Origin of the sequence: Mycobacterium sp. RTGN5 (genome assembly GCF_033804465.1) — a bacterium.
Classification (GTDB): domain Bacteria; phylum Actinomycetota; class Actinomycetes; order Mycobacteriales; family Mycobacteriaceae; genus Mycobacterium.
In genome coordinates, this window is sequence record NZ_JAPZLA010000002.1 from 507,535 (window position 1) to 532,276 (window position 24,742).

A 24,742-nucleotide genomic window follows, 5' to 3' on the forward strand; every position below is an offset into this window, starting at 1 on the left:
TCCGTGAAGCGACTCAACGGCATGGACGCCATGCTGCTCTACAGCGAGACCCCGACCCTGCACACCCATACGTTGAAAGTGGCCATTGTCGACGCCGCCGACTACGACGGGGTGTTCGACTTCGCGGTGTTTCGCCGCACCGTTGAAGAGCGATTGCATCTGCTCGAACCGCTGCGCTATCGGCTACTGGAAACCCCGGGGCGCCTTCACCATCCGATGTGGATGCAGGATTGCGATGTCGACCTGGACTACCACTTGCGCCGGGTCACCGTTGCGGCTCCGGGTGGGCGTCGGGAGTTGGACGCACTGATCGGTGACATTGCCAGCACGCCCTTGGATCGGCGGTACCCGTTGTGGGAGTTCCATTTTGCCGAAGGCATGGCGCGCGGCCGCTACGCCTTGATCGGCAAGGTGCACCACACCCTCGCCGACGGCGTTGCTTCGGCCAATCTCCTGGCGCGGCTGATGGATTTGGCCGGCGAGTCGATTCCGGCGACGCAGCGCTCCCCCGAGTGCGACCCGCCGTCGAACACCGAACTGGTTCAGGCCGCGTTGGGCGATCACTTACACCAAGCGGGCGACCTGCCTGCGCTCATCAAAGACGCCGCAACGGGATTCGCCCGCCTGCGTCGGCGCCAGCGGGAGCGTCGCGGCCAGGTGCAGTTAGCCAAGCCCTTCGCCGCGCCGGTGACGTTCGTCAACCACGTGGTGTCACCGGTACGCACCTTCGCCACCGCCACGCTGGCGCTCGCGCAGATCAAGGAGACCGCCAAGCGGCTCGACGTGACCTTCAATGACATCGTGCTCGCGGTGGCCGCCGGTGGCCTGCGAGAGCTGCTGCTGCGCTACGACGGGGGCGCGGACGAGCCGATCGTGGCGGCGGTTCCCGTGGCAACCGACAAGTCCGCGGACCGGATCACCGGCAACGAGATCGGCGGGCTGTCCGTCTCGCTGCCGGTCCATCTCGCCGATCCGCTCGAGCGGGTGCGGCTCACCGCTGTGGCCAGTCGACGAGCGAAGGAGGACTACGAGCTTCTCGGGCCCTCCGTGCAGGGCCGGATGATGCAATACCTACCAACGGCGTTTGCGCCAGCGGCATTTCGGTGGCAGGCGCGTCGCGCCGCACACAATCGCATCATGAACGTCGCTGTGTCGAATGTGGCGGGTCCGCGCCAGCGCGGCAATATCGGTGGCGCCCCGGTTAGCGAAATCTACTCAGTGGGAGTGCTTTCGGCGGCCAGCGCGTTCAACATGACGGTCTGGAGTTATGTCGACCAGCTCGACATCGCAATCCTGTCAGACGATCAGACCTTCACCGACATTCATGAGGCGACCAACGCGATGGTCCGGGCGTTCGCCGACATCCGCTCCGCCGCTGGCTTCGCCGACGGGGTGTGCACTGTCAGTACGGCGATGCCGCCGGCCACCGTCGCTAGCTAGCCGAGGATCGGCAGCCGCCGTTGTCGCGCAAGCCGTTTGAGCGCCTCAGTCATCACCGATCGCACATGCGCGTCCACCTCGGCGATATCGGGGTCTGACCCGAACTGCGCGGTGATGTCGATCGGTTCGAGCACTTCGGTGACGATTTTGGCCGGCAGCGGCAGATTCGGCGGTATGAGAACGCTGAGGCCGAATGGAAAACCGACGCTCACCGGGAGGATGTCCACGCGTGCCTTTGTCAGGCCCAGCCGCTTGGCTAACCAGTTCCCCCGAGTGAGGAACAACTGGGTCTCCTGGGCGCCGATCGACACCGTCGGCACCAAAGGCACGCCGGTTTCGAGCGCAGTGCGGACGTAGCCGGTGCGGCCGTCGAAGTCGATTTCGTTCTGCGTGAACGTCGGCCGGTACGAGTCGTAATCCCCGCCGGGAAATACCAGCACCACCGCGCCGGAATGCAATGCGGTGGCGGCGTTGTCGCGGCTGGCCTCGATCACGCCCAAGCGGCGCAGCACGCCGTCGAGCGGTCCGATGAACACCCCATAGTGGGCCAGCGTGTAGAGCGGGCGGTCGTAGCCGAATCGGCCGTAGAACTCCGGCGCGAAGATCAGCACATCGGGTGTGAGCATGCCACCGGAATGGTTGGACACCACCAGGGCGCCGCCGGCGGGCGGCATGTTCTCCAACCCGCGCACTTCGGCGCGGAAATACCGCCGCACGATCGGTGACACCACTTTGCTCACCTGCGCGGTGAACGCTGGATCCCATTTGGCGGTCTCGTTGTCGACTGCGTCGTCGCTCATAGCTTCCCCTGGACGGTCTTGTGCCGTTCCCGCTGGTGGCCCGCCTCCCCGCTGGCCACCCGCACCAGCGGATATGTGACTTGCTGAAAGCGAGAATACCATATCCGCTGGTCCAGCCCAAGGTGCGGGCGTTCCGCTTCAGGTCTTGGGGGCGCGGAATGCGGGTACGGGAAGTGCGTCGACCGCCACTTCCTCAACGCGCCCCGTGCGCCCGCGATCGCCGGCGAGGCGAAGTGCACGTCCCTCGGGCTCCTCGTCCGATTTCGGCGTGTCAGCGAAGGCGACTTCTTGATGCACATGGATCAGGTCGCCAGTCTCAGACCGGACGACGAACGCTCGAACGGTTGCTTCGACGCTGTTTGTGGACTCGCTCATTTCGACCTCACCCCCAGGAAAATAGTGTCAGCGTCCCTTCGATGGACGCGTCGTAGGCCCGCGCAGTGGCGATCAGGCCGAGAAACTGCGGCACGAACAGCCGGGCAGCGTAGCTACCGAACGTGTCACCCCCGAAGCTGACGACTTCGAACCGCCCGGAGTCGTCGAACTGAGAGATTTCGGAGACACCGAACTCGGATTGACCGTCGCCCGCGACGTACTTTGTTGTGCACTGGATCCAGACTGCGCTTCCCGACTCCCATGGGTTGGATATCGACTGAGTCCCAGAGTGGTAGCCGGAACCCCCGACGGATAACGTGCCGGGCGAGAAAATATTGCGAACCGTCATGGGAACCCCCTCGGGGAGCCGCTAGTCATGTGGGAGACGATGGATACATCGTCTGCTCAACCCGGCTACTCCACACGAGTAGCGGCATACTGCAATCCTCTCGGCGACTACTCGCATGCCGGCGGCCCGCCCAAGGGGCCGGCTCCAACCGTCAAGAAAGGCAACGGAAATCATTGCCTGAATACCGACATCTGCTCTAGCGCCGCGGATACTCTCGGCGGATGCGCGCCCAGGCATCCACCGCCGCAGTTACGCGCCTGGTGGTAGCGCTGTCGTTTGGCGTCATCGGTGTGACGGTGGTGCAGACGCTGATGTTTCCGCTGCTTCCGGTGCTCCCGGCTTTGTTGAAAACGAGTGCGTCGGACGCGTCATGGGCGATTACGGCGACTCTGCTGACAGCCGCGGTGGCGATGCCGGTTTTCGGGAGGCTCGGTGATCTGTACGGACCCAAACTCATGCTTCTCGTGTGTGCAACCCTGCTCATCGTGGGTTCCGTGGTTGCCGCCCTGGCGAATTCATTGATCCTGCTGGTCCTAGGCCGCGGGCTGCAGGGATGTTCGGTGGCGATTCTTCCCCTCGGTATCAGCGTCATACGGGCAGCGGTACCTCCCCGCTCGGTGGGTTTGGCCATTGGGGTATTCAGCGCATCCGTTGGCATCGGCGGTGCGCTGAATTTGCCGCTGTCGGCGGTGATTGTCGACAACCTCGACTGGCATGCCCTGTTCTGGTTCTCCGGGGCCTTGGGCGTAGTGGCGCTGCTGGGTTTCGCGCTGTTCGTGCCGCGAGTCCCGGCTAGCGCACACAACAAGTTCGACCCCCTGGGCGCCGTTTTGCTCTCTGCTGGTTTGGTGGCGCTACTGTTGCCGGTTTCCAAAGGCGCCAGTTGGGGCTGGACGAGTGGTACCGCTCTGGGGTCATTTGGGGCATCGGCGGCGATCTTTGCGGTCTTCGCGTGGTGGCAGTTGCAGACGTCGTCGCCGTTGGTCGACCTTCGGATGAGCATCCGTCGGCCAGTGCTGATCACGAACGTGGCGACGATTGCGCTCGGCTTCGCCATCGTGTCGATGCTGGTGACCCTGCCGCAACTACTTGAGCTTCCAAGGCAGACGGGCTATGGACTCGGCCAGTCGCTGCTGAACACGGCGCTGGTGATGGCGGTCAACGGAGTCACGATCATGGCCGCCTCACCGATGGCCGCGGTCATTGCGGCGAGATTGAGTGCGAGGGCGGCGCTGGGTATCGGGGCGGCGATCATGGCGGTCAGCTACCTGCTCGCGGCCTGGCTGCTGCACACCGTGTTGCAGGTGCTGCTGTGTACCGCGGTCGCGGGTATCGGGGTCGGACTTTCCTTCGCGGCGTCCGCGATGTTGATCACCGCGGCTGTGCCGGCATCGGAGACGGCCGCTGCCAACGGAATCAACCAATTGGTGCGCATGTGCGGGCAGGCCGCGGGTAGCGCGGTGGCCGGTGCGGTGTTGGCGGCCATGACCATGCCGTTCGCCGGGGCCGAGTTGCCATCGTTGGCGGGGATCCGCACAGCCATGCTGCTTGCCGCGGCCGGCAGCGGGCTAGCCGCAGCGTGCGCAATGCTGATACCGCACGGCAGGCTCCAAAGTCACACCGCGACAGGGAAGATCATCACGTAGGCGGCAAGGCAGGCGATGCTGAAGGGTGGCAGTTTGCGTTGGTGTAGCGCGGTAAATCCAGTATGCATGATCGCGCCGAAGATGAAGGCTGCGTAGTAGATGGGGAGATACGGGGTGGCCAGTCCGATCGGCAGTATCGCTTCGCCCACGATGGTTGCCCACGCGACGACCGCCCATCGGCGTCGGCACACCTCGGGTGGGGCCAGGATGAGATGGTTCACCATCAATTTCGGCAGGTGATACTCCCAGTGCCGCAACAGGGGTCGGTTCAGGTAGAGGGTCCGGCTCAACTTGACCAGCGTGGTGCCCGATCGGAATTGCACCAGGCGCAGCTTGGTATAGGCGCTGGCCCAATACATTTGGGTAAGGACCACCAGCGTTATCCATTTCGGCCACACCCAGGTGGTGGCGGCGTCGACGAGATTGTTGCGGCAGTCGTTCTCGAGCAGGCATGGGAGTTGATCGGGCCGCAGAATGCCACTGGAACCGCCATCGACGCAGAGGATGGCGCACATCAACATCAGGAAGACCGTGTGGTACTTCCAGTCGTAACCGATTTCCAAGGCGAACCATACGGCCAGCACGAGAGCGCAAATCTGTGGTGCGATGCCGAGGAAAAGGCCTGCGGCTGCTACCCATTTGGCTATGTAGGCAACCCGGTAGAAAGTGATGCTGCGAAAAGGCCCACGTGGATGAGCTTTTACATAACAGAACCGTACGTAACTCCCTTCGTCGAGATAGTGCCATGCGCCGCAAAACTGTTCAGAGATGAACTTCCAGAGGACCGCGACCGCAATAGCAATCCGAAAGATGTTGCTGGGGAGAGCGGGTACCCGCATGTCGAATGCTGTGCTGACGGCATCAATCCACCAGATACCCATCGACCACTCTCATCTCGTATGTCCCTTGAGCGTCGTCAATGAACACTCGGCCGTGGACATGCATAGACTTCACGTCGCGCAGATAGTCCAAGAACCGTTGCGCGCCAGCCTGGGTCAGGCTCAGATCCATACTGATCGCGTAATCCCAGAAATTGATCTTCTGCCCTGAACCGGTCGGCGTCTCAGCTGTTAGATCGAAATAGCAGTAGGACGGGTCGGAGAACATCGGCCAGGAAAACACCATGTCACTACGAGTGATAAAACCGGCGATGAACATCCGCACCAGCAGTCCCGCAGTCACGACGCAGGTGACAATGGTGAGTGCCGTCGACATGCTGACGTTCTCTTCCGTTATGGCCGATTCCAGCTGTCCGGGCAGCATATTCCCCGCATACCGCTGGTGAGGGCAATCGTGGTGATCTGATGCTCGCGGTCGGATGGATGCGCGACACTACGTGGCATGGCTGTTGAGCGTCGGCGACGCGGGGTATCGGCATTCGAGTCGGTCGCAGGCAGCTATGCGGCAAGCCGTCCAGGCTATCCCCCGCCTCTGTTCGAGGCGATCGAAGAATTGACCGGCAGCCCGCTGCGCGGCGCTCAGGTCGTAGATGTCGGTGCCGGAACAGGAATCGCGACCGGGCTCTTGTTGGAGCGCGGTGCACGGGTGGTCGCTGTAGAGCCTGGGGCCGCCATGTCCAACCAACTCCACCAGTCGTTGCCCGAGGTTCCCTTAGTGCGAGCAGTCGGCGAAGTGTTGCCGGTCAAGTCCGCGAGCGCCGACATGATCACCTACGCGCAGTCCTGGCATTGGACAGACCCGACGCAATCTGTGCCCGAGGCGGCGCGAGTGTTGCGGCCCGGTGGCGCATTGGTGTTGTTCTGGAACATCATTGATCCCGACGTCGAGTGGGTTGTCGATCAGGAACGGCGGATGCTCGCGTGCGCACCGATTCCCCCGTTCCCGGGAGTGCATCCCGGTTATCTTGCCCCCGGCGTCACGGTCCCCGACGTCCTACGGCGCTGCCATCCGAGTGCGAATCCGCTCAGTCGTCGTCTGCACTGGACCCGGCTCACGTCCCTCGACAATCATGTGACGTACCTGGCCAGTCAGTCGAATATCGCGGGCCTCCCGCCCGACATTCGCCGCCGGTTCATTGACGACGAACGAGACTTGTTGCTCAACGCGTTTCCCGACGGAGTCGTCGAGGAGGCCTACGCGGTGGAGCTGGTCGTCCTCCCTATCTGAGTCTGGCCACGATCAAACTCTGTCCCCCAATCGGTGGACATCCGATTCAGCCCCCGTGGGGGCCATTCGCCCGACAGACGCCAGCCCCGTCTCTTGGCACAGTTATCACCAGGCCGGAGACACCGACCGAGAAACGAAAAGAGAAGAAAATGGCTCACGCCACCAAGATCGTGCTGGCAGTCTTCGGAGTCCGCCAGGGTGCGGCGAACACCGAGCGCCACCAGCTCGCCTGCTCCTAAGCACCGCAGACCAAGCCCCGCTTCGGCGGGGCTTTGTCATGTCAGGGCCGTATCAGGGCATCAGCTAGTACTGACCGAGCGGCCGGCAGACATTGGTTATCGGATTCCAGTACTGGCCGGGGTCGCAGCCCAGTGGCACCGGTGATACCGGCGGCCGGCACACATTGGCGCCCGGGTCCCACCAGTCGCCGTTCTGGCAGTTCAGGGGCACCGGTCCGGCCGGCGGTTGACACACGTTGGCGACCGGATCCCACCACTCCCCGTTCTGACAATTGAGCGGATCCGCCGAACCGGCTGCGGGGGCCACTAATGACAGAGCGGCGATCGGGGCAAATGCGGCCGCCAGGATTGTTGAGCGACGTATGAGCTTCACCATGACCTCAGCCTGCCCCGTTCAGGGCGCTCTCAAACCGCGACATGCAGTCGAAACAACTCGCAGCTACGGTTTGTCTGGACAGTTTCGAGAGGAGTCGGCGATGAGCACGCAGACCCGTGCGACCTATCGCACCATGGCCGAGGGCACCGCGGAAGATTACGCGCTCATCGATCGAGCCGAGGCGGCCAACAACGCAGGCCTGGTGCCCCGCGTCCTCAAACTGGTCGAAGCACTCGCCGACGGCGAACAGGCCTATCCGGTCACTCGGCTGGAGCACACGCTGCAGTCGGCCACCCGGGCCTACGACGACGGCCGCGCTAAGGAGTACATCGTCGCGGCGCTGCTGCACGACATCGGTGACACCTACGCGCCTTTCGCTCATGGCGCTTTCGCATCAGCTGTCATCGCACCGTATGTGTCGGAACGCACGGCCTGGATCGTCAAGGTGCACCCCGAATTTCAGCAGTACTACTACGCGCCGCACTTGGGTGGTGTGCGGGACGCCAGGGACAAGTACCGCGGGCACCCGTGGTTCGACGATGCGGTGGAGTTCTGCGAGAAGTACGACCAGAACTGTTTCGACTCGCGGTTCGAGCACCGGCCGCTTGAGTTCTTCGCTCCGATGGTCGAGGAGATCTTCGCTCGCGAACCCTGGTCGCTAGCGCGCTAGAGCCGCTGAATGGTGATGCGCGCGTTGATGTGCCACACCGAGTTGTTCTCGTTCACCTGTAAGTAGAGACCCTTCACGTCTTCGCCCACCTGGTGCTCGACAACAAGTTTGGCTTCGTCGGTGACGTTCAGGAACGTGTCCATGAAACTCGGGAGTGCATTGGCGTCGCTGCCCGTTCCGACCGAAAGTGCCTTCGAGTTGCTGGCGTTGATCACATCGGCGGTCGGGACGGTATCCGGCGGCAGGGCGTCCTTGAGATAGCGAAGGCGCGCATAACCGGCCGGCGGCGCCAACACCGTCGGGATGACGGTCGGATTCGCCGGGTCGACGTAGTTGACGAGGGACATGGCGGTGACGTGGTAGCGGCCAGGCTTGAGGGTCACAACGCCGGTCTGGTCGTCGAGGCTGATGTTCTTGCCTTCCTCGACTTCCCGCTTGTTGAACACGCGGGTGTTCCAGCCGGCCACCATCGGCTTGCTCGATAGCGAGAACTCCCCGTAGACCGCGTAGTCCAGCGCAGCCGGCTCGTGGCTTCGGCTACACGCCGCGACGCCCACGGCACCTGTGGCTAGGGCGACGACGGACACGATCGAGGCGAGTGAACGGGATCCGATCATCCGGACATGGTGACCGACGTCCAGAGGTGCTGCACTCGATTAAGCAGAAAGCGCTCAGTTGCCCGGATCGACGTTGGCGGCCGCCTGCACCAGCGTGGCCGAGGGTGCGGGCAGGCCCAGCTTGCTCACCACGAAGTCGGCTGCCTGGTCGGCCATGCCATTGGTCTTGTAGGTGCTGTGGGCGGAGCGATCCAGGCCGCCGGGGTAGCAGACCGGGTCGCCGGTCGCGCACAGCTGGATGGTCTTGCCGACATACAAGTCGCCGATCGCGATCGGCGGGGCGCTGCGGTCAGCGAGGCCGAGGAACCAGTCGTCGGGAGTGCCGAAGAGCGCGACGGCGGCAACATGCGAGGCGACGGACGCAGGCAGTGGGCCGGAGATGCTGGCGGGCAACGCGATTCCGGCAGGCACGGTGCTCGACGTCGTGTAACCCGCGACCGCGGCCCCCTGCGAGTAGCCGCCGAGCACGATCTTGGTCGCCGGGCACTCTGCGCTGATCGCCTGAATCTTGTTGGCCGCGTCGGCGACACCGTCCACGGCCTGGCCGAAGTTCAGCGATGCCGGGTAGTTCACCCCGTAGGCCTCGACTGCCTTACCCGGCAACCGCGCGTTCAGAGAATCGACAAAGGACTGTCCGGTGGCACCAACGCCGGGCGCCTCGAAGGTGCCACGGGCGAACACCACCTCGACCGCGGCGCACGAGCCCTCGGCGGCGTTGGCGGTTGCGGCGGGTCCTGCGACGACCCCGATCGACGCGAGTGCGACGAACATCGCCGATTGCATGACCTTCGCGGTGCGGGCCCGTCGTCCTGTGTTCATGCTTGCTATAAGTGAGAAGCCGTGACCTGCGATTCCAGCAATGTCAAGTGATCTATCTCACCCGAGAAAAGGTGCCATCTGGGGATGCTCGGCGCCTCGTGGAGCGTTTGTTTCGGGCCACAACGGGATGCCGGGGATTCAATTAGGTTGGTTTAGTAATCCGCGCGCCCGGGGTAGTCGGTTTGCATGCAAAAAGCGAAGCTCTTGAAGCTCACACCAGTTCTGTTCGCGGGTGTTGCTGCTGCTGGAATCGCAGCTGCGCCCCTGGCTTTCGCCGATCCGGCACCGGGTTGCTACAACCCGGACGGCACGCCGTGTACTCCCTCCGCAGGCCCGCAGGGCGCGGGCGCCGAGATCCCCGGCGGGCCGGGAGCCCAGGCGGGCGCTGACGGCCGTGTCTCTGCCGGAATCCCCAACGGTCCGTGGGCCGTTGCCGGTCCTGGCGGCGGTGTCGCGTGCGTGCCGGGTGGTCCGTGCCGGACCATCAACCTTCCGGGATAGCCACCAAAGCCGTTGAGGCTCTTTCCGATCCGGTCGGGCTAGGAGTCGTACGCCCGCAGCAATGCGCGCGTACGGGCCCGACCCTCGGGGGACGGATCGAACGGCGCGGCAACGTACTCGTCAACACCTGCCGCGCCTAGTTCGTCGAGCCGACCCCGGACGGTGTCCTCGTCGCCGATGATCGCGGCATCCTCCGGACCTGCGTAACCCTCGCGATCCAGCATCGCGCGATAGGACGGCAGGTGGCCGTACATGGCGAACTGTTCGGCTGCCTGCTTGCGCGCGGTGTCGACGTCGTCGGTGACGCTGATCGGCAACGATGCGGCAACGCGCACCGCGCCTTCACGTCCGGCGTCGGCGGCGGCCTGCCGCAGTGCCGGGCCGACATGCTCGGCCAGTGTCTTGGGTCCGGTCATCCAGGTGCAGGTGCCCGACGTGCGTTTCCCGGCGATCTTCAGCAGCTGCGGACCCAGCGCCGCGATATAGACGTCGGGCCGCGGCGCCCCGGCGATCATCAGCGCACCGCGGGTGGTCACCGTCTCCCCTTCCGCCGCGGCGGGCTCACCGGCGAGCAACGGCAACAGCCCGTCCAGATATTCGTTGAGCCTGCGCACCGGCTTGTCCCAGGGGATGCCCCACATCCCCTCGGTGACCGCCTGGTGGGTCATGCCCAGCCCGAGTATGAAGCGGCCACCCGAGGCGAGGCTCACCGTCAGGGCGCGCTGCGCCATCAGCATCGGGTGCAGATTCTGGATCGGCACCACGCCGCTGGCCACCTCGATCGTGTCGACTTCGCGCAACGCGATCGCCAGAACCGTGAGAAGGTCTGGCTCGTAAGGCAATTGGCTCATCCACACGCGTTTGAAGCCTTCGTTGCGCAGCATCGCGAGATTCGCGATCGTCACATCGATCGGCGATCCACTGCCTGACCCGCTGAGTTGCCCAAACATACTGACCTGCATGTCCCCCAGCATGCATCGTGTCGTTTCATTCGTGGTGATTTTCGGCTAGCACGCTGCTCAGCGGGGTTTCACAGCAGAAAGACAACGTTCGTGTGTTTGCTTGGACCTGCTACGGTGCACGCCGCCACCGCACGGCGGGTGCTGGTGCAGAGAGGCCATGACAAGGGCGATGGATATGCAGGACGTGAGTCGGCGTCGGTTGTTGGTGCTCGCCGCGACCGTGGTGGCAGGCGGGGCCGTTACCGCAGCTGACTTCGTCTTTGACCGGCCTGGCCGCGCCAATGCGGGCTCCCCGAGCCCCGCTCCCCGCGTGCTGACCGCGACGGCGCCGGCGGCACCGGCCCCATCGAGACTGCTCCCTCCGCCCGACCCCCGCCACCGGGTGCGTCTCCCCGGCAGTGGTGTGCTGAGCCGACTACCGGCAAACGACAACACCATGGCTCTGACCCTCGACGACGGGGTGAACAGTGAGGTGGTCGCCCGCTACATTCGCTTCGCCAGCGACACCGGGGCTCGGTTGACGTTCTTTCTCAACGGGGTCAACAAGTCCTGGACCGAGAACCGGGGCGCGTTGCGGCCACTGGTCGACTCGGGGCAGATCCAGCTCGGCAACCACACCTGGTCACATCCCGACCTCACCACGGTGTCGGCGTCGCGAATTCGCGACGAACTCAGCCGCAACGATCGCTTCATGAAGGACACCTACGGCGTCGACGCCGCGCCCTACTTCCGGCCGCCCTACGGCAAGCACAACTCCGCGGTCGACGCCGTCGCGGCGGACCTCGGCTACACCGTTCCCACCCTCTGGTCGGGATCGCTGGCCGACTCCACTGTCATCACCGAGGACTACATCGTCACGATGGCCAACCAATACTTCACGCCCCGGGCGATCGTGCTGGGCCATCTCAACCACCTGCCGGTGACCCACGTGTACGGACAACTCGTCGACATCATTCGCGCGCGCAACATCCGGATGGTCACCCTCAACGACGTGTTCCTGCCCCGGGGCTGAGGGCCTAGGCGCTGACGGTCGCCGATCCCACGATCAGGGGGTGCACGATCGCCGGCATCCCTCGCCACACTCGAGCGTCGGCCACGACGGTGAACCCGCAGCCGCGCATCAGCTCCGCGGTCGGGCGGTTGCACACGCACCCGCCCGCGAAGCCGCGCCATGGTTTCAACAGTGCGTCCTGGCACGCCGCCAGAAAACGCGAACTCGCCCGGACGTGCTCGATGAACAACAGCCGCCCGCCGGGGCGCAGGATGCGTGCGATCTCCGCTAGCGCCCGCTCCGGGTTGTCGACCGTACACAACACGAGTGTCGACACGACGGTGTCCACCGACGCGTCGGGGAACGGCAGGCTTTCGGCGGGGGTATCGACGATCCGCGCCGCCAGGCCTCGCCGACTCAGTTTCCTGGTGAGTTTGCGTCGCATACCGGGTTCCGGCTCGGTGAGCACAAGTTCGGTGAGTCCCTCGGGATAGTGCGCCACGTTCAGTCCGGTCCCCGCCCCGATCTCCACCACGCACCCAGACGCGTCGGCCACCAAGGTCCGGCGGCGGCGTCGCATGCCGACCACCTCCCCCAACCAGACAAACGGGTCGTACACCAGCGCCATCACGCGCAACCACGCCGAATACGACGTACTCGACGGCCGGTGAGTGCTTGTTTCGTTAGCAGCGGTCTCGGTCATTCCGGGAACCTACGAGCCCGAGAGCCGTCGGCGCATCCCGCACGGCGGCCATCTTGGCGGGATGGCCCATTCCGGCTATACGAGACCCAGACGCGCGGCCTGGGCCACGGCCGCCGTCCGCGACGTCGCGCCGAGCTTGCGCCGGATGTTCGCGACGTGGCGGTGCACGGTGTGCGGGCTCAGCTGAAGCTGCTGGGCGATTTCGCGGTCGCCGAGACCGTGTGCGACACAGGCGAGGACCTCACGTTCGCGATCCGACAACAGGACCGGTTCGGACGGGTCCGAATCGGTGGCGGGTGGTTGATGCGGTGCCAGCCCCTGGCGGCAGGCACGGACGACGGAATCGACGTCGCCGTGCCACGGGAAGTGCGGGTGGCCGTGCAGTGGGATGAACGTCGCGCCGGGAATCGCGGCTGCGACTTCACGGCCGAGCCGGTAGGGCATGGCACGGTCGTCGCGGCGATGCACGACAGTCGCCGGCGCGCGGACGAGGGGAAGGTGCGCACGAACGTCCAGCCGATAAACCATGTCCAGCATTGCGGCGGCAGTCTCCGCGGTCGCCGACTCGCGCTGCAGCCGGGTGAAGCGATCGTGTTCTGCCGGCTCGGCACTGCCGAGGAAGATGTCGCTGAGCATCCGCGCACCCAGTCCCCAATGGGCGCGAACCGCCCCCACGATCGCGTCTCCGACCCCGGGCGCGGTGATCACGTCGCCGTGGGGGTACGACCCGTACAGCACCAAACGTTCGACGCGCTCCGGGAACGTCGCGGCGAACGCGACGGCCGTGCAACTGCCGGATGAGCCACCGATGAGCGAGACCCGATCGAGCGCGAGCTCATCGAGGAGTGCACTGAGCGTTGCGACGTCACTGTCGAGGGTGAGATCGGAGTCGTGCACGTCGCGGTCCGACATCCCAACCCCGAGCCGGTCGTAGCGGATCAGGGTGTAGCCCTCCGCGATGCCTGCCCAGAATCGCCTGACATCGGCGCTTTGCCAGTCCAGTTCGAGATGACTCACCCACCACGCGGGCGCCACCAAAGGCGGGCCGTCCCCGCGCACCTCGTACGCCAGACGCCGGTCGCCGACGGGCAGGAATCGAATCTCGGACTTGTCGAGCATCGCCTGCGAGCGTACGACGCCGGAGTGGCTGCAGCCCGTGAAACTAGGGCCAGAGCTGCGTGCGGTCCCAGCCGCCGTCGACCCGGCTGTAGGACAGCCGGCGGTGCCGGCGATCCGGTGAGCCCTCCCAGAACTCGACCTCGTCGGGGCGCACCGCGTAGGACGTCCATTCATCCGGAACGTAATCGGGCTCGTCGCTGAGGCGGTGGTGGGCCTTGGCGATTTCGTTGTCGAGTTCGCCGGCGTCATGCATCGGCTGGCTTTGGCGCAGCGTCAACGCCATTGCCCGCGATCCCAAGGGGCGCGCGCGAAAGTCGTCGGCGCTTGCCGCTGCTCCGTCGCTGACGACAGTGCCGACTACCCGGACCTGCCGCACCAGCGCGGGCCAGTAAAAGGTCAGTGCGGCAACGGGATGGGCGGCGAGGTCGCGACCCTTCTGGCTCACCGAGCTGACCGCGAAATGCCACCCGATGTCGTCGACCGCCTTCAGGATGAGCACCCGGGCGCGCGGCATGCCCTGCGCGTCGACGGTCGAGATGGTCATCGCGTGCGGCTCGGGAACTCCCGCGTCGACGGCCGTGCGCAGCCATGCCGTAAACAGCGAAATCGGTTCGGCGGGAGCCTCATCGACCTCGAAACCACGGCCGGTCCCCGACAGGACCGGCAAGGCCCGTAGGTACGCACGTCCGCCGTCGTCATCAGACCAACCGTCGTTGCCCACCGTCTGACCGTAGCGTGCCCTCTGGTGCTCAGGGCAGTGCCCGGAGCCCGGCACCGGTGAGCACATAAGCCGAAGGCAGGGTCGTCGGGTCCGCCTGCACCAGGCTGACCAGCGACGTGCCTGCGATCTCCGGTGTCAGCACCTCGCCCAGCTGCTGGAGGTAGGCCTCTTCGCTCTGGCCGGTGCGGGCGGCGTATCCACGCACTCCTCGCCTGCCGACGTCCCCGTGCGGCGTCATTCGCGGCATCACGGTCGTCACGGTGACGTCCAGGCCCGCAGTCCGGAACTCCTCCTGGGCGTATTCGGCGATGAATCGTTGGGTGGCCTTCGATCCGGCGTATCCGCCGCTCGCAGGCGATCCGTTCAGAGCCGCTCCGCTGCTGATCACCACTACCCGGCTGCCAGCAGGCAATGGCTTCAGCAGGGCTTCGCGCAGCCAGGTGAACGCGATCTTGACATCGCTGTTCCAGTTGACCGAGAACGTTTCCCACGTGTGGTGCTGCAACGGGCGCACCACTGGATTGGCGCCGGCGACAACGACGAGGACGTTCGGCACGTAGCGGTCGAGCAGGTCCCACGCCGCAGTGGGATCCGCGGCGTCGACAACCTCGGCGTGGATGTTGTCGTCAGTGGCCGACAGGTCGGCAAGGGCCGGTCCGCTGCGCGCGACCGCGATCACCGACGCGTCGGCCTGCGCGAAAGCTTGCGCGATTCCCCGACCCAACCCTCGGCTCGCACCGACCACAACGGCCGTCTGGCCTGATAATTCGTTCATTTCTGGTGTCCTCCAATTCGATGTTGGTGCGCTGCTATCGGGCGGGCTCGGTGTTCAACAAGCCCGCGTACTGCCGCTCAAGCTCCTTGGCCACACCCGCGTGCCAGCTCGGCGCAACGGATTGCGACATCGGATCGGGAAAGATCTCCTCAGCGCCCTGATCGACTCCGTCGAAAATGGCCCGCGCCACCGATTTCGCAGATGCCTTCGGTATGTCGAGGCCTCGGGACATGTCGGTGTCGACCGGGCCGGTCAACACTGCGTGAACACGAACCTGACCGTGCAGAAGTGCCCGCAGAGACTGAGTCATGTTGAATGCGGCCGCCTTCGAGATCGAATAGGAGGGAATGAGTGGCATCGGCGCCACTGCGTTCAGTGACAGGTTGTTGACGATGGCTCCCCGCGCATCCGCAAGCAAGGGCAGAAACGCTTGCGTGACGGCATGTGCGCCAAAGAGGTTGACGGCGAGGTGTTCCTCGAGCACGGCGCGGTCGCTCAGATCGTCATAGCGTGCCACACCGGCGTTGTTGACCAAGATGTCGAGAGATCTGACCTCCTCGACGGCGTGCTGGATCTGACCGGCATCGGTCACGTCCAACCGCAGGGGTGTCACCCGCGGGTCCGGGTGCGCCACCGGCTGGCGCGCGGCCGCGTATACCCGCACCGCGCCACGGCTCAGGGCCTCCTCGACCAGCGCTGCACCAATCCCGCGGTTGGCACCGGTCACCAGAACTGTCTTGCCTGAAACGGTCATGCATCCTCCTCGGTTATCTACCTGTCGAAGATGCAGACGCAGCGTTGTCGTGAAATTGGGCCCACATTTAGCGCCCAGTTCGGGACGTTCCCGACGTCCATACTGAAAGGCGCGATGCACAACCGCGCACATACCCGACGAAAGAGTGGTGACACGGGTGGTGACAACCGACCTGATCGCTAAGGCGCGCGCCGGCGACGGCAACGCGTTCCGGGACCTGACCGAGCCGTACCGTCGCGAGCTACAGGTGCACTGCTATCGGATGCTCGGATCGGTGCACGACGCTGAGGATGCGTTGCAGAACACGATGTTGGCCGCCTGGCAAGGTCTCGACCGATTCGAGGGTCGGGCCTCGATACGGACCTGGTTGTACCGAATCGCCACGAACCAGTGCTTGAGCGCGCTTCGTTCGGTCAAAAGACGCCCGGCCAAGGAGTGGAACATTCCGAACATCGAACTGCCCCCACCGACCCAGCTGGGCGAAATCGTATGGCTTGAGCCATATCCTGACGCTCTCCTGCCCGCTGACGCCTTCGTCGCGCCGCTCGGACCGGAGGCCCGCCTTGAACAATCCGAAGCCATCTCACTGGCATTCATCACCGCATTGCAGGTCCTGCCCGCCCGCCAGCGTGCCGTGCTGATTCTTCGCGAGGTTCTCGGCTATCACGCCGTGGAGGTGGCCGACATGCTCGACACGACCACTGAGTCGGTGACCAGTGCCCTCAAACGGGCCCGCGCTGCCCTGCGGCGGCATCTGCCAGCCGAGGACGAACAGCCCGTGGCGCCGGATTCCCCGGCGGAGCGGGCTTTGGTCGCGAACTTCGTCCGCGCATATCAAGCCGGTGATGTCGACGCTCTGGTCGCCCTGCTCACCGAGGACGTCCGACTCTCCATGCCGCCAATCCCGCTCGAATACCACGGCCGCCCAGCCGTGGCCGACTTCTACGCCACCATGTTTCATCGCGGCCGTCGCTACGACCTGATATCGACGCAGGCCAACGGCCAGCCGGCATTCGGGGCCTATCTCCACTCCGGTGACGGTGGCATCCGCCATGGGGCCGGATTGCTGGTCCTCACCCTGCGTAGCAGCCGCATCAGTGCACTGACCCGTTTCGACAACGACATGCTTCCCCTGTGCGGGCTGCCGCACTCCCTCCCGGCCGTGGTTACCGGGGCGGATCGCCCTTCCAGAGAAAGCTGTTGACGTACTTGCCCAGATCCTGGGCGAGTTCGAGATTGGCGCCCGATGGCACCCCGGGCCCGTCGCCGGGGCCGAACTTGCGGTACGGGCCGACGGCGGCGCCGACGAGAGCAAGGTCGTTCTTCACCGCCACCATCACGACAATGCGCGTTCGCGTCACCGATGTGCCGCCCTGCGGGTAGACATCCAGGACCTGACCGAAGCCGAGCTGGTAACCCACTGTGGTGTTGGGCAATACGTAGGCCACCGTCGCGTCGGGTTGTTTGTCTCTGAGAATGTCGTCCATCACGTCCTCGGCCGAGCGGCCCTGGGCGGGAACGCTGAAGAGTTCCATCACCCCGCCGTCGCCGCCCGTGTACGCCGCGGACACGCCGTCGTCCTCCATCGTGACGTTGTAGGCCGAACCTGGTGCCGGGTAGGACACCGAGAACTCGCCATCGGCCGAGACGAAGCGCGGATTGGCCTGCACCGGCATCCCGGCCGGTGGCCGTCCGCAATCCGGTGGGCAGCTGTAGCGAACCGTCGGCCCGGCAGCCACCACCCATGCCGCCGTCGAGGCACCGACCAACACAGTCAGGCTGACGACCAGGGTCAGCATCATCCGGGGCAGCGAGGTGAACCGTTGCGGGCCAGCCGTATACGAGCCGGACTGCACTGAGTAGCCGGGGAAGAGCTCAACGGGCTGCGCTGTGGTGGGGGCGCTCATCGCTCCACCAACTCGATGTGCGGCTGCGGCCGGTCCTGTCGACGGGCCGCTCGCGAGGTCTGCGAGGACGCGTGGGAGGCAACGCCGCACGCAGGACAGAACTTGGTGTCGGGCACCACATGCTGGCACCACATGCACAGGATCGGCAGCTCCGGGTAGGTGACGGCGTGTTCCTCCCGCAACATCATCAGTTGCAGGCCGACGCGTAGCGCGACGAGCGCCGCGACCGCGAACACCACGTGCACCGCGAACTGGACATACGGGGGTAGCCGATAGGCCTCGGCCAGGCCGACGCAGGCGTACGCCGCCGCGCCGACAACCACACCGAGACCGCCGACCGCCAGCACTCCACGGCGATCGGGGCCGTCGCGCCTGGCGTACCACAGGCCGGCGCCGACGAGGCCGCTGAGCGCTAAGCCCGTCAACGGTTCGGTGATGCCCCGAACGCCGGCCTGGAGAAACATTTCCGCGATGGGTAGATCGCCCGTCACCGTGGCATCGCCGATCTGCGGAATCAACCTGGCTATGTCCGTGGCGATCGTGAATGCGGTGGCACCCACTAGGCCAATGACGAAGCCGTGCAGCGATTCTCGGACGGGACTTCTGGCCAGCCGGACGACGATCGCGGGGAGCTGCATCGCCAGCAGCGCCCCGAACGGAATGACCACCGCGTCGAGCACCAGGCGCGTCGTCGGGACTTGGGTACCCAGTCCAAGGCTGTAGGTCTCCTGCACGATGGCATCGGTCAGGGTTACCCAACCCAACCCGGCGGCAACGCCGAGCGCGGCGGTCAGCGCCCAGACCCAGGCCGGCAGATCGGCCAGCAGGCGGGATTCGACCAGGTAGATCGCCACCAGTATCGGTGGCGCGAAGACGGCCAGGGCCAGCATCGGTACGTACCACTGCAGCACGCAGAAGGCGATCAGCACAGCGACGACGAGCAGGAGGCCGAGCCGGAACGCGCGGCGTGAGCGAAGCGGTAGGTGCGGGAACAACGAGCTGACGATCGAGGGCTGTAGGACGTTTTCGCCCGGTGCGGCAGCGTAGGCGCTGACCCGCAGTGGCCCGGGGCGATCACCTGGAGCCAGGGATAGCCGGGCGCCGCAGCGTGCGCAGAATCTGCCGGCCGGGACGTCATGCTGGCACGCCGAGCACGGCATCGTCGCGATGGGAGCCGGGTCGTCAGGATGTTCGGTCATCGCGCACCCCGTTGTGCCTCAAGGATATTGCGGGCCAGGTTGTCGACGTCGGGGCTGCCCAATCCGGTCACCATGTCGTAGCCGGGCTGAGATACCGCGACGGCATTGGTGCCCAACGTGATGTCATGAAACCCGGGTCGGGTCGCACCGGCCTTCAGGCGGTACAGCATCGGGTTAAGCTCGCCCAGCGGTCGGCCGCCATTGGCCACCAGGAACTGGTTCATCACCGCGGCGATGCCGGCCCAGATCGGGGCGGCCTGCGATGTGCCACCGCCGACCACCAGCTGCTGGCGCTGCACGATGATCGCACCGGTCGAGCTGTCGGCAACCGCGGAAATATCGGGCGTCAGCCTGCGTACGGTGTTCGTCGTGCTGGAAATGCCTGCCTGCCAGGGTGGCCGGTCGAAGAGGCTGGAAACCCCACCCCCGCTCCCCTGGGTAAGCGGGCCGTCACTCCAGGCCTGCTCGCTCAGCCACCGGTAGTTCTCGTCGGTCGACAACGTGGTGCCGCCCACGTTGGTCACCTCGGGCAGGGATGCGACGGCGTCGAGCCCGACATCTGCGGGGCCCGGCGGTGCCGACCAGTCGTGCCCCCGTTTGCATTCCAGGCCGGCGAGGTCACCGCTCGCGTCGAATACCGTTGTGCCGTGGGCGAGCGCGGTGGAAATAGCGCTGCGGATCGGGGCGAGGTCGGCAGCGGTGATGAGCCTGTCGCAGCCCCACCCGATCGACAACGTCCATATGGCGCCGGGGAATTGCCGGTCCACCGACTGCATCAGCTCGGCGATCTTGACGTAGGTACTCCCGCCGGCGACGGTTGACCGTGAGTTGACGAGGACCTTGCGGGCGTCCGGCGCTATCGCGTGCGCGACTTGCAGATCCATCGTGGATTCGCCGGTGCGTTGTTCGGGCATGCCGCCGACGATCTCCGGGGTGAATTTCGGCAGTCCAAACGTCGCGGTGAACATGTCGAGGTCCGTCTGATCGAATCCGTCGAACCCGAACACGGCGATCGTGGTGCCCTTGCCGGTGTAGCCGGCTTCGGTCAGTGGTCGCACGTTGTACGTCGTCCGCAGCGAGTCCGGGGGCAGGCTGTGGTCGGGCACGTCCAACGGACGGAACGACGGGCTGTTCGAGTGGTAGGGACTGTAGCTGAGGATCCTGCCCAGTCCCGCGACGGTGTCTGTCAGCGATGCGGGAACGGCGGGCTGTTGGGGCGAGGCGTAGAACACCTGCCCGGCCCGGCCGCGGTAGTCGCGGACGGCCACCCGCAACGCCGCGGCGACGTGGGCGGGCGGCCCCTGCACCACCGCCCACCGATCGCCGGTCTGCCACCGAACAGAGAGGCCATTGGCCGCCGCCCATTCTTCGAGCCGATCGGGCCGCTGCGGACTGTTGAGTTCGGCGGTGAGCTCGACCGTCTGTGCCTGCGAGTCACCAAGATTCGTCGAAATCGCGAGGAGGGTGGCGAATGGACCCGAAATGGGTGGCGGCAGCACCCAATCCGAGTGGGGCCGCAGCTGGAACCCGGCAAAGACAAGTGCTCCAGCGGCTATCAGGGCGAGCGAAACCCGCAGTGGTCGTACGGATCGTCCCATCGGTACGTGTGCTCCCCTCGACACATCGCCGGCCAGTGAGTACGCGAACGAAACTCTAGTCGACGAATTAGCCGGTCAGGCAGCCCAACTCGTACAGTGCGGCGGGAATCTTGGCGTCGGCGGGTGCCGGGGTGGTCGTCGCGTTCGTGCCGCACACCTTCTGCTTGTCCTGATTCACCCACTGGGCGCCTTGCTGCTGGAACACCAGCGTGGTGGGTGCCCCCATCTCGGGATTGGCCTTGCTGGACCACAAGCCGCTCGTCACCGCCCAGCCGTCGGCGCACTTCACGTCGTCGATCCGGTAGATGTTGTCGTTCGCCACGGCCTGTGCGGCTTTGGTGGCGGCGTCGGCAAGTCCGGCCTTCGTGCAGTCGGTCGCCGATGCGGTGCTCGAGGTGACGGGTGCGTTCGACGTGGCCGACGCGGTGACCGTGGGTTTTGTGGAGGTGCTGGTCGCCGATGGCGTATTCGACGCTGATGGGGAGCATCCTGGCAGGCCTGCGGCGGCAATGCCGCCGAGTGCAACGACGACGCCGAGCCGGCGGACAGTACGGTTCACGATTGCGCTCCCCTTGGTATCTGCTGAAATAGCTGACCGCTAGGGACTATAACCACCGGTGCCCAAGATAATTGGAGCATCGCTCCAATTATCTTGGGCACCAAGACAAATTGTCAGGACTGCATCTGGCCGAGGGTGACCTGCACGGTTTGTGATGCCCCCGAGGGGTCGCTGTAGGTCAGCGTGACGTTGTCGCCGGGCGCCTTCGAATGAATCGCGGCGACAAGCGACTCCGGGCCATCGATCACGTGGCTGTCGACCTTGGTGATCACCGCACCCTTCGGCAGGCCCGCCGTCGCCGCCGGGCTGCCGTCCGCAACCCCGGCGATCAGCGCGCCCCTGGCGCTCTCGTCCGAGCTGAGCTGAACGCCCAGCGAGGCGTGCTGGACCGTGCCGGTGGAGATCAGTTCGTCGGCAATGCGTTTGGCCTGATCCACCGGAATGGCGAAGCCAAGCCCGATCGAACCGCTTTGGGCTGCCTGCGAATCCTGCCCGCCGCCAAGGGATGCGATCGCCGAGTTCACACCGATCAGGTCGCCATTCATATCGACCAGCGCGCCACCGGAGTTCCCCGGATTGATCGCCGCATCGGTCTGGATGGCGTTCATCACCGAATGCTGACCGCTCTGTTCGTCACCGGTTGCGACCGGACGGTCCAGCGAGCTGACGATGCCGGTGGTCACGGTGCCCTGCAGGCCCAACGGTGAGCCGACTGCGACGACGTTCTGCCCCACCTTCAGGTCCTTCGAGGAACCGATGGTGATCGGGGTCAGTCCGGACACGCCTTGCGCCCGAACCACCGCGATGTCGTCGGCCGGGTCAGCGCCCACGACGGTGAACGGCACGGTCCGGCCGTCGGAGAACGTCACGGTCGCTTCGACACCGCCGTTGGTCCGGCCAGACGGCCGGGCACTCGGACCGTCCTGGCCGTCATCGCCGGGCCCAACCTCGGCAGGCATCCGACCCTGGCCGCCCGCTGCCTGCGCGGCGGCCGCCACGACATGGTTATTGGTCAAGATCAGCCCGTCGGAACTCAGGACGATCCCGGATCCTTCCTCGCTCTGCTGCCCGCTGCTGATCTGCAGTTTCACCACACTGGGCAGCACCTTGGCGGAGACCTGTTCGACCGATCCGGCGGGCGCCTGGCCGGTTGGCTGGGCAGTGACCGCCCCGGTCGCCGGCGCCGGTGCTCCGGCGGCGATCGGTTTGGGTGCCGCCACTGTGGCGGCCGGCTGCCCGACATGGTCGACCACGACGACGGCGGCGGCGCCGGCAACCATGGCGATAGCAGCCGTCCCGCACACCAACACGCCGGCACGGGATTTCGTCCGTTGCCTCGGATTTTGCTGTGATGCCGGTCTCACAAATTGGCCATGCATATCGGTGTGCGGTCCGTACGCGGGCGGGTACGCCTGGCTTGTATTAGAAGAATTGTAATAATTCTGATAGCTGGACTGATCCCATTGGTTTGAATGTGTGTGGTTCACAGCATCTTTCGGACGCCATTGCTGGTTGTTCTCGTGTGGCGCATTCCCTGACCGGTAGCTCATCGCGTTCGACTTCTCTTTCTCATAACAACTTAATGTTTGCGCCAGTTGCGCCCTAAATGCAGTGTGCCTTCGCCGACTGAGGCTTTGCTGAGAATTAGTTCAACTCTGCCCAAGACTTTTTAGTCGATCAAATATGGGTGCCGGTGAACCGACGTCGGGCAACGCGGCTGTAGCGTGGCGACCGTGAATTCCTCCCGTGTGCCCTCCGCCGTCGCGCTGGCAGCCTGCGCCGCGTCGATCGCCTTGACGCTGGCCGCATGCGGCTCCGACACCAGCACTCCGTCGGCGAGCAAGACCTCCACCGCCCCAGCCGTGGCGTCCTCGGTGACCCAGGCGGCCGGCCCGGATTCCACCTGCCCGACGACACCACCCGCGAATGCGGGCACTCCCGAGTGGACGTTGCCAGGGGCCACCGGCAGCGTCGCGGTCACCGGATCCACCGATACCGCCGCGCCCGTCGTCACGGTGACCGCACCGTTCAGCGTCACCGCGACCCAGGTGCACACGCTGCAGGCCGGCAACGGGCCCGTCGTCGCCCCGACAGCGTCGGTTTCGGTCTGCTACATGGGCGTCAACGGACGCGACGGGACCGTGTTCGACAGCAGCTATCAGCGCGGCGAGCCCGCAGACTTCCCGCTCGACGGGGTTGTGCCGGGCTTCCAGAAGGCCATCGCGGGTCAGAAGGTGGGATCCACAGTCGGTGTCGCCATGGTCTCCGCCGACGGCTACCCGGACGGGCAGCCCAGGGCCGGGATCCTTCCGGGCGACACCCTGGTCTTCGCGATCAAGATCCTCAGCGCCTCATAGCGGGCGGTTACGGCAGGCAGGTTCCCTGCAGGCCGTTCACCAGCGCGTAGATGTCGTCCTTCTTCTGGTCGGCATAGTCGATGGCGGTCCACGTGGACGGTTGCGGCCAGGCGTTGGACACCGTGGGCCCGTAGTTCCCGTAGCCCCCGGAGCCATAGCCATACCCGGAGCCACCGGAAATCACGAAGAGCGCTCCGACGGCGTCGCGCATGTCGTCGGTGGCACGGTGTAGATCGACTAGCGCCGGCGCCAGCCCCGGGACGATGCCGGGGCCGTTGACGTCCTCCATGTAGTGAACGCCATGGCTGATCATGGCGAGTTTCACGTTGGTGTCGCGTTGTTGTGCGGCGCCGCTCGCGTAGGGCGAGCTGATGACGATCCGCACGCCGCCGATGCCGGCGTTGATGTCGTTGTCGAGGCTTTCCCGAACCTGGCCGAGCACGCCGCAGGGCACGCGGACCGGGTCTGCCGCAGCCGCCGGCGCGAAGCCGATCGATGCGCATGACGCGACCGCCACGAGGGCGCCACCGAGGCGCGAGCGGCTATTTACCGTTGATTGTGTTTGCTTCATCTTCCACCTGTGCATCCGGGCATCGTCATTGATGCCTGTATATAGGTGGAATTGACGGCTGTGTTACGCCGCCCAGAAATTAGCTCGGGAGCTACACCCAGTTCCAGATGGACATGTCGCCCTTGGGGTAGTTCATGCAGACGTCGGTGGCCTTGGCGACGACGCCCTTGTTGTTGAAGAACAGCTTGGCCCAGTTGCCCCAGCGGGTCGCGACGAACTCGTAGTAGACGTTGGTCGCGGTGTCCTCGGAGTACTGACGGCGAGCCACCGGATCGAGCGAGAAGAACCAGTGAATGCGGTCGAAGGCGATCTGCTGCACCTCTGGCGGCCGGTTGCTGCGGTCGATCATGTAGCGCTCGAAGTACACCGGGCTGGTGTCGCGTGCCGCGGCCATGTACTGCTCGGTGTCGCACGCAGTGATGATGATGCGATGCGGGATCGGAAAGTCGTCGCTGGCGTCGGCGCCGGCCGGTCCGGCCGAGATCAGACTCGCCGCCGCCACTGCGCTCAACGCCATTCCTGCGAGCTTTGCGCGACGCTTCAAACCGGTCATCGTTCTCCTGCCCT

At 65.3% G+C, this 24,742-nt stretch carries 28 protein-coding genes; 8 read left to right on the top strand and 20 right to left on the bottom strand.

Going from position 1 to position 24,742, the window contains the following annotated elements; translation table 11 throughout:
- Nucleotides 1-3: 3 nt before the first annotated feature.
- A complete protein-coding gene (locus SLQ31_RS15055) occupies nt 4-1,440 on the top strand; it encodes a wax ester/triacylglycerol synthase family O-acyltransferase (protein WP_319433922.1) in 1,437 nt (478 codons plus the stop codon).
- Here the strand turns inward: SLQ31_RS15055 and SLQ31_RS15060 are convergent.
- The 3 genes from SLQ31_RS15060 to SLQ31_RS15070 all read right to left on the bottom strand — a co-directional run bounded on the left by SLQ31_RS15060 (nt 1,437) and on the right by SLQ31_RS15070 (nt 2,964).
- Nucleotides 1,437-2,240 carry a lysophospholipid acyltransferase family protein gene (locus SLQ31_RS15060; protein WP_319433924.1) on the bottom strand — a complete coding sequence of 268 codons (804 nt, stop codon included), beginning with the start codon at nt 2,238-2,240 and terminating at the stop codon, nt 1,437-1,439. The genes SLQ31_RS15055 and SLQ31_RS15060 overlap by 4 nt on opposite strands.
- A 138-nt stretch (nt 2,241-2,378) precedes the next feature.
- The gene (locus tag SLQ31_RS15065) at nt 2,379-2,615 is read right to left on the bottom strand and encodes a hypothetical protein (protein WP_319433926.1); all 237 of its coding nucleotides are present in this window, start codon (nt 2,613-2,615) and stop codon (nt 2,379-2,381) included.
- 7 nt (nt 2,616-2,622) lie between these two features.
- Entirely contained in the window at nt 2,623-2,964 is a 342-nt protein-coding gene (locus SLQ31_RS15070; RefSeq protein WP_319433927.1) for a hypothetical protein, read from the bottom strand.
- A gap of 221 nt (nt 2,965-3,185) precedes the next feature.
- On the opposite strand from SLQ31_RS15070, the gene SLQ31_RS15075 reads away from it, so the two are divergent.
- Complete coding sequence (locus SLQ31_RS15075; RefSeq protein ID WP_319433929.1) at nt 3,186-4,610, top strand: MFS transporter; 1,425 nt, start codon at nt 3,186-3,188, stop codon at nt 4,608-4,610.
- Here the strand turns inward: SLQ31_RS15075 and SLQ31_RS15080 are convergent.
- Together SLQ31_RS15080 and SLQ31_RS15085 are read right to left on the bottom strand one after the other, a co-directional pair.
- Nucleotides 4,580-5,491, bottom strand: coding sequence for a hypothetical protein (locus SLQ31_RS15080; RefSeq protein WP_319433931.1), 912 nt, complete (start codon nt 5,489-5,491; stop codon nt 4,580-4,582). The two genes, SLQ31_RS15075 and SLQ31_RS15080, sit on opposite strands and share 31 nt — an antisense overlap.
- On the bottom strand, nt 5,472-5,873 hold the full coding sequence (locus SLQ31_RS15085; RefSeq protein WP_319433933.1) for a hypothetical protein: 402 nt from the start codon (nt 5,871-5,873) through the stop codon (nt 5,472-5,474). Before SLQ31_RS15085 ends, SLQ31_RS15080 begins: the two co-directional genes overlap by 20 nt.
- Before the next feature lie 78 nt (nt 5,874-5,951).
- Here SLQ31_RS15085 and SLQ31_RS15090 point away from each other — a divergent pair, with 78 nt between their 5' ends.
- Nucleotides 5,952-6,737, top strand: coding sequence for a class I SAM-dependent methyltransferase (locus SLQ31_RS15090; RefSeq protein WP_319433935.1), 786 nt, complete (start codon nt 5,952-5,954; stop codon nt 6,735-6,737).
- A gap of 715 nt (nt 6,738-7,452) precedes the next feature.
- Entirely contained in the window at nt 7,453-8,022 is a 570-nt protein-coding gene (locus tag SLQ31_RS15100) for a metal-dependent phosphohydrolase (RefSeq protein ID WP_319433939.1), read from the top strand.
- Here SLQ31_RS15100 and SLQ31_RS15105 read toward each other — a convergent pair.
- Together SLQ31_RS15105 and SLQ31_RS15110 are read right to left on the bottom strand one after the other, a co-directional pair.
- On the bottom strand, nt 8,019-8,639 hold the full coding sequence (locus SLQ31_RS15105) for a hypothetical protein (protein ID WP_319433941.1): 621 nt from the start codon (nt 8,637-8,639) through the stop codon (nt 8,019-8,021). The two genes, SLQ31_RS15100 and SLQ31_RS15105, sit on opposite strands and share 4 nt — an antisense overlap.
- A 54-nt stretch (nt 8,640-8,693) precedes the next feature.
- A complete protein-coding gene (locus SLQ31_RS15110; RefSeq protein WP_319433943.1) occupies nt 8,694-9,458 on the bottom strand; it encodes a cutinase family protein in 765 nt (254 codons plus the stop codon).
- Between the two features lie 204 nt (nt 9,459-9,662).
- On the opposite strand from SLQ31_RS15110, the gene SLQ31_RS15115 reads away from it, so the two are divergent.
- The gene (locus tag SLQ31_RS15115; RefSeq protein ID WP_319433945.1) at nt 9,663-9,959 is read left to right on the top strand and encodes a hypothetical protein; all 297 of its coding nucleotides are present in this window, start codon (nt 9,663-9,665) and stop codon (nt 9,957-9,959) included.
- 38 nt (nt 9,960-9,997) lie between these two features.
- Here SLQ31_RS15115 and SLQ31_RS15120 read toward each other — a convergent pair whose 3' ends face one another.
- Nucleotides 9,998-10,921, bottom strand: coding sequence for a TIGR03564 family F420-dependent LLM class oxidoreductase (locus tag SLQ31_RS15120; RefSeq protein ID WP_319433947.1), 924 nt, complete (start codon nt 10,919-10,921; stop codon nt 9,998-10,000).
- 184 nt (nt 10,922-11,105) lie between these two features.
- Between SLQ31_RS15120 and SLQ31_RS15125 the strand changes: the two genes are divergently transcribed.
- Entirely contained in the window at nt 11,106-11,933 is an 828-nt protein-coding gene (locus tag SLQ31_RS15125) for a polysaccharide deacetylase family protein (RefSeq protein WP_319434668.1), read from the top strand.
- A 4-nt stretch (nt 11,934-11,937) separates the two neighbouring features.
- On the opposite strand, the gene SLQ31_RS15130 is transcribed toward SLQ31_RS15125, so the two are convergent.
- The 5 genes from SLQ31_RS15130 to SLQ31_RS15150 all read right to left on the bottom strand — a co-directional run bounded on the left by SLQ31_RS15130 (nt 11,938) and on the right by SLQ31_RS15150 (nt 15,984).
- Nucleotides 11,938-12,615: a class I SAM-dependent methyltransferase gene (locus tag SLQ31_RS15130; protein ID WP_319433949.1), complete on the bottom strand. Its 678-nt coding sequence runs from the start codon at nt 12,613-12,615 to the stop codon at nt 11,938-11,940.
- A 75-nt stretch (nt 12,616-12,690) separates the two neighbouring features.
- On the bottom strand, nt 12,691-13,734 hold the full coding sequence (locus SLQ31_RS15135) for an alpha/beta fold hydrolase (protein WP_319433952.1): 1,044 nt from the start codon (nt 13,732-13,734) through the stop codon (nt 12,691-12,693).
- A 43-nt stretch (nt 13,735-13,777) separates the two neighbouring features.
- Entirely contained in the window at nt 13,778-14,455 is a 678-nt protein-coding gene (locus SLQ31_RS15140; protein WP_319433954.1) for a pyridoxal 5'-phosphate synthase, read from the bottom strand.
- Between the two features lie 28 nt (nt 14,456-14,483).
- A complete protein-coding gene (locus SLQ31_RS15145) occupies nt 14,484-15,230 on the bottom strand; it encodes an SDR family oxidoreductase (RefSeq protein WP_319433956.1) in 747 nt (248 codons plus the stop codon).
- 34 nt (nt 15,231-15,264) lie between these two features.
- Nucleotides 15,265-15,984, bottom strand: coding sequence for an SDR family NAD(P)-dependent oxidoreductase (locus SLQ31_RS15150; RefSeq protein WP_319433958.1), 720 nt, complete (start codon nt 15,982-15,984; stop codon nt 15,265-15,267).
- A gap of 157 nt (nt 15,985-16,141) precedes the next feature.
- Between SLQ31_RS15150 and SLQ31_RS15155 the strand changes: the two genes are divergently transcribed.
- Entirely contained in the window at nt 16,142-17,188 is a 1,047-nt protein-coding gene (locus SLQ31_RS15155) for a sigma-70 family RNA polymerase sigma factor (RefSeq protein WP_319433960.1), read from the top strand.
- Here the strand turns inward: SLQ31_RS15155 and SLQ31_RS15160 are convergent.
- The 5 genes from SLQ31_RS15160 to SLQ31_RS15180 all read right to left on the bottom strand — a co-directional run bounded on the left by SLQ31_RS15160 (nt 17,151) and on the right by SLQ31_RS15180 (nt 22,554).
- Nucleotides 17,151-17,891, bottom strand: coding sequence for a hypothetical protein (locus SLQ31_RS15160; protein ID WP_319433962.1), 741 nt, complete (start codon nt 17,889-17,891; stop codon nt 17,151-17,153). The genes SLQ31_RS15155 and SLQ31_RS15160 overlap by 38 nt on opposite strands.
- A complete protein-coding gene (locus SLQ31_RS15165; RefSeq protein ID WP_319433964.1) occupies nt 17,888-19,090 on the bottom strand; it encodes a zinc ribbon domain-containing protein in 1,203 nt (400 codons plus the stop codon). Before SLQ31_RS15165 ends, SLQ31_RS15160 begins: the two co-directional genes overlap by 4 nt.
- The gene (locus SLQ31_RS15170) at nt 19,087-20,688 is read right to left on the bottom strand and encodes a S53 family peptidase (protein WP_319433966.1); all 1,602 of its coding nucleotides are present in this window, start codon (nt 20,686-20,688) and stop codon (nt 19,087-19,089) included. Before SLQ31_RS15170 ends, SLQ31_RS15165 begins: the two co-directional genes overlap by 4 nt.
- A gap of 67 nt (nt 20,689-20,755) precedes the next feature.
- Complete coding sequence (locus SLQ31_RS15175) at nt 20,756-21,247, bottom strand: hypothetical protein (RefSeq protein ID WP_319433968.1); 492 nt, start codon at nt 21,245-21,247, stop codon at nt 20,756-20,758.
- A 113-nt stretch (nt 21,248-21,360) separates the two neighbouring features.
- Nucleotides 21,361-22,554: a S1C family serine protease gene (locus SLQ31_RS15180; protein ID WP_413642302.1), complete on the bottom strand. Its 1,194-nt coding sequence runs from the start codon at nt 22,552-22,554 to the stop codon at nt 21,361-21,363.
- A 417-nt stretch (nt 22,555-22,971) separates the two neighbouring features.
- On the opposite strand from SLQ31_RS15180, the gene SLQ31_RS15185 reads away from it, so the two are divergent.
- Nucleotides 22,972-23,604, top strand: a complete 633-nt coding sequence (locus SLQ31_RS15185; RefSeq protein ID WP_319433972.1) for an FKBP-type peptidyl-prolyl cis-trans isomerase — start codon at nt 22,972-22,974, stop codon at nt 23,602-23,604.
- 7 nt (nt 23,605-23,611) lie between these two features.
- Here the strand turns inward: SLQ31_RS15185 and SLQ31_RS15190 are convergent, their stop codons facing one another.
- Together SLQ31_RS15190 and SLQ31_RS15195 are read right to left on the bottom strand one after the other, a co-directional pair.
- Nucleotides 23,612-24,121 (bottom strand): hypothetical protein, encoded by a 510-nt coding sequence (locus SLQ31_RS15190; protein ID WP_319433974.1) that lies wholly within the window; start codon nt 24,119-24,121, stop codon nt 23,612-23,614.
- 145 nt (nt 24,122-24,266) lie between these two features.
- Nucleotides 24,267-24,728: a DUF5078 domain-containing protein gene (locus SLQ31_RS15195; RefSeq protein ID WP_319433976.1), complete on the bottom strand. Its 462-nt coding sequence runs from the start codon at nt 24,726-24,728 to the stop codon at nt 24,267-24,269.
- Nucleotides 24,729-24,742: the final 14 nt, after the last annotated feature.

Excerpts from the sequence above, each read along its gene's own strand:
- SLQ31_RS15195 (WP_319433976.1), bottom strand. The coding sequence starts at position 24,728 with ATGACCGGTTTGAAGCGTCGCGCAAAGCTCGCAGGAATGGCGTTGAGC.
- SLQ31_RS15170 (WP_319433966.1), bottom strand. The coding sequence starts at position 20,688 with ATGGGACGATCCGTACGACCACTGCGGGTTTCGCTCGCCCTGATAGCC.
- SLQ31_RS15100 (WP_319433939.1), top strand. The coding sequence starts at position 7,453 with ATGAGCACGCAGACCCGTGCGACCTATCGCACCATGGCCGAGGGCACC.
- SLQ31_RS15085 (WP_319433933.1), bottom strand. The coding sequence starts at position 5,873 with ATGCTGCCCGGACAGCTGGAATCGGCCATAACGGAAGAGAACGTCAGC.
- SLQ31_RS15090 (WP_319433935.1), top strand. The coding sequence starts at position 5,952 with ATGGCTGTTGAGCGTCGGCGACGCGGGGTATCGGCATTCGAGTCGGTC.
- SLQ31_RS15165 (WP_319433964.1), bottom strand. The coding sequence starts at position 19,090 with ATGACCGAACATCCTGACGACCCGGCTCCCATCGCGACGATGCCGTGC.
- SLQ31_RS15075 (WP_319433929.1), top strand. The coding sequence starts at position 3,186 with ATGCGCGCCCAGGCATCCACCGCCGCAGTTACGCGCCTGGTGGTAGCG.
- SLQ31_RS15145 (WP_319433956.1), bottom strand. The coding sequence starts at position 15,230 with ATGAACGAATTATCAGGCCAGACGGCCGTTGTGGTCGGTGCGAGCCGA.
- SLQ31_RS15130 (WP_319433949.1), bottom strand. The coding sequence starts at position 12,615 with ATGACCGAGACCGCTGCTAACGAAACAAGCACTCACCGGCCGTCGAGT.
- SLQ31_RS15065 (WP_319433926.1), bottom strand. The coding sequence starts at position 2,615 with ATGAGCGAGTCCACAAACAGCGTCGAAGCAACCGTTCGAGCGTTCGTC.
- SLQ31_RS15080 (WP_319433931.1), bottom strand. The coding sequence starts at position 5,491 with ATGGGTATCTGGTGGATTGATGCCGTCAGCACAGCATTCGACATGCGG.
- SLQ31_RS15110 (WP_319433943.1), bottom strand. The coding sequence starts at position 9,458 with ATGAACACAGGACGACGGGCCCGCACCGCGAAGGTCATGCAATCGGCG.
- SLQ31_RS15070 (WP_319433927.1), bottom strand. The coding sequence starts at position 2,964 with ATGACGGTTCGCAATATTTTCTCGCCCGGCACGTTATCCGTCGGGGGT.
- SLQ31_RS15060 (WP_319433924.1), bottom strand. The coding sequence starts at position 2,240 with ATGAGCGACGACGCAGTCGACAACGAGACCGCCAAATGGGATCCAGCG.
- SLQ31_RS15160 (WP_319433962.1), bottom strand. The coding sequence starts at position 17,891 with ATGAGCGCCCCCACCACAGCGCAGCCCGTTGAGCTCTTCCCCGGCTAC.
- SLQ31_RS15135 (WP_319433952.1), bottom strand. The coding sequence starts at position 13,734 with ATGCTCGACAAGTCCGAGATTCGATTCCTGCCCGTCGGCGACCGGCGT.
- SLQ31_RS15105 (WP_319433941.1), bottom strand. The coding sequence starts at position 8,639 with ATGATCGGATCCCGTTCACTCGCCTCGATCGTGTCCGTCGTCGCCCTA.
- SLQ31_RS15120 (WP_319433947.1), bottom strand. The coding sequence starts at position 10,921 with ATGCAGGTCAGTATGTTTGGGCAACTCAGCGGGTCAGGCAGTGGATCG.
- SLQ31_RS15150 (WP_319433958.1), bottom strand. The coding sequence starts at position 15,984 with ATGACCGTTTCAGGCAAGACAGTTCTGGTGACCGGTGCCAACCGCGGG.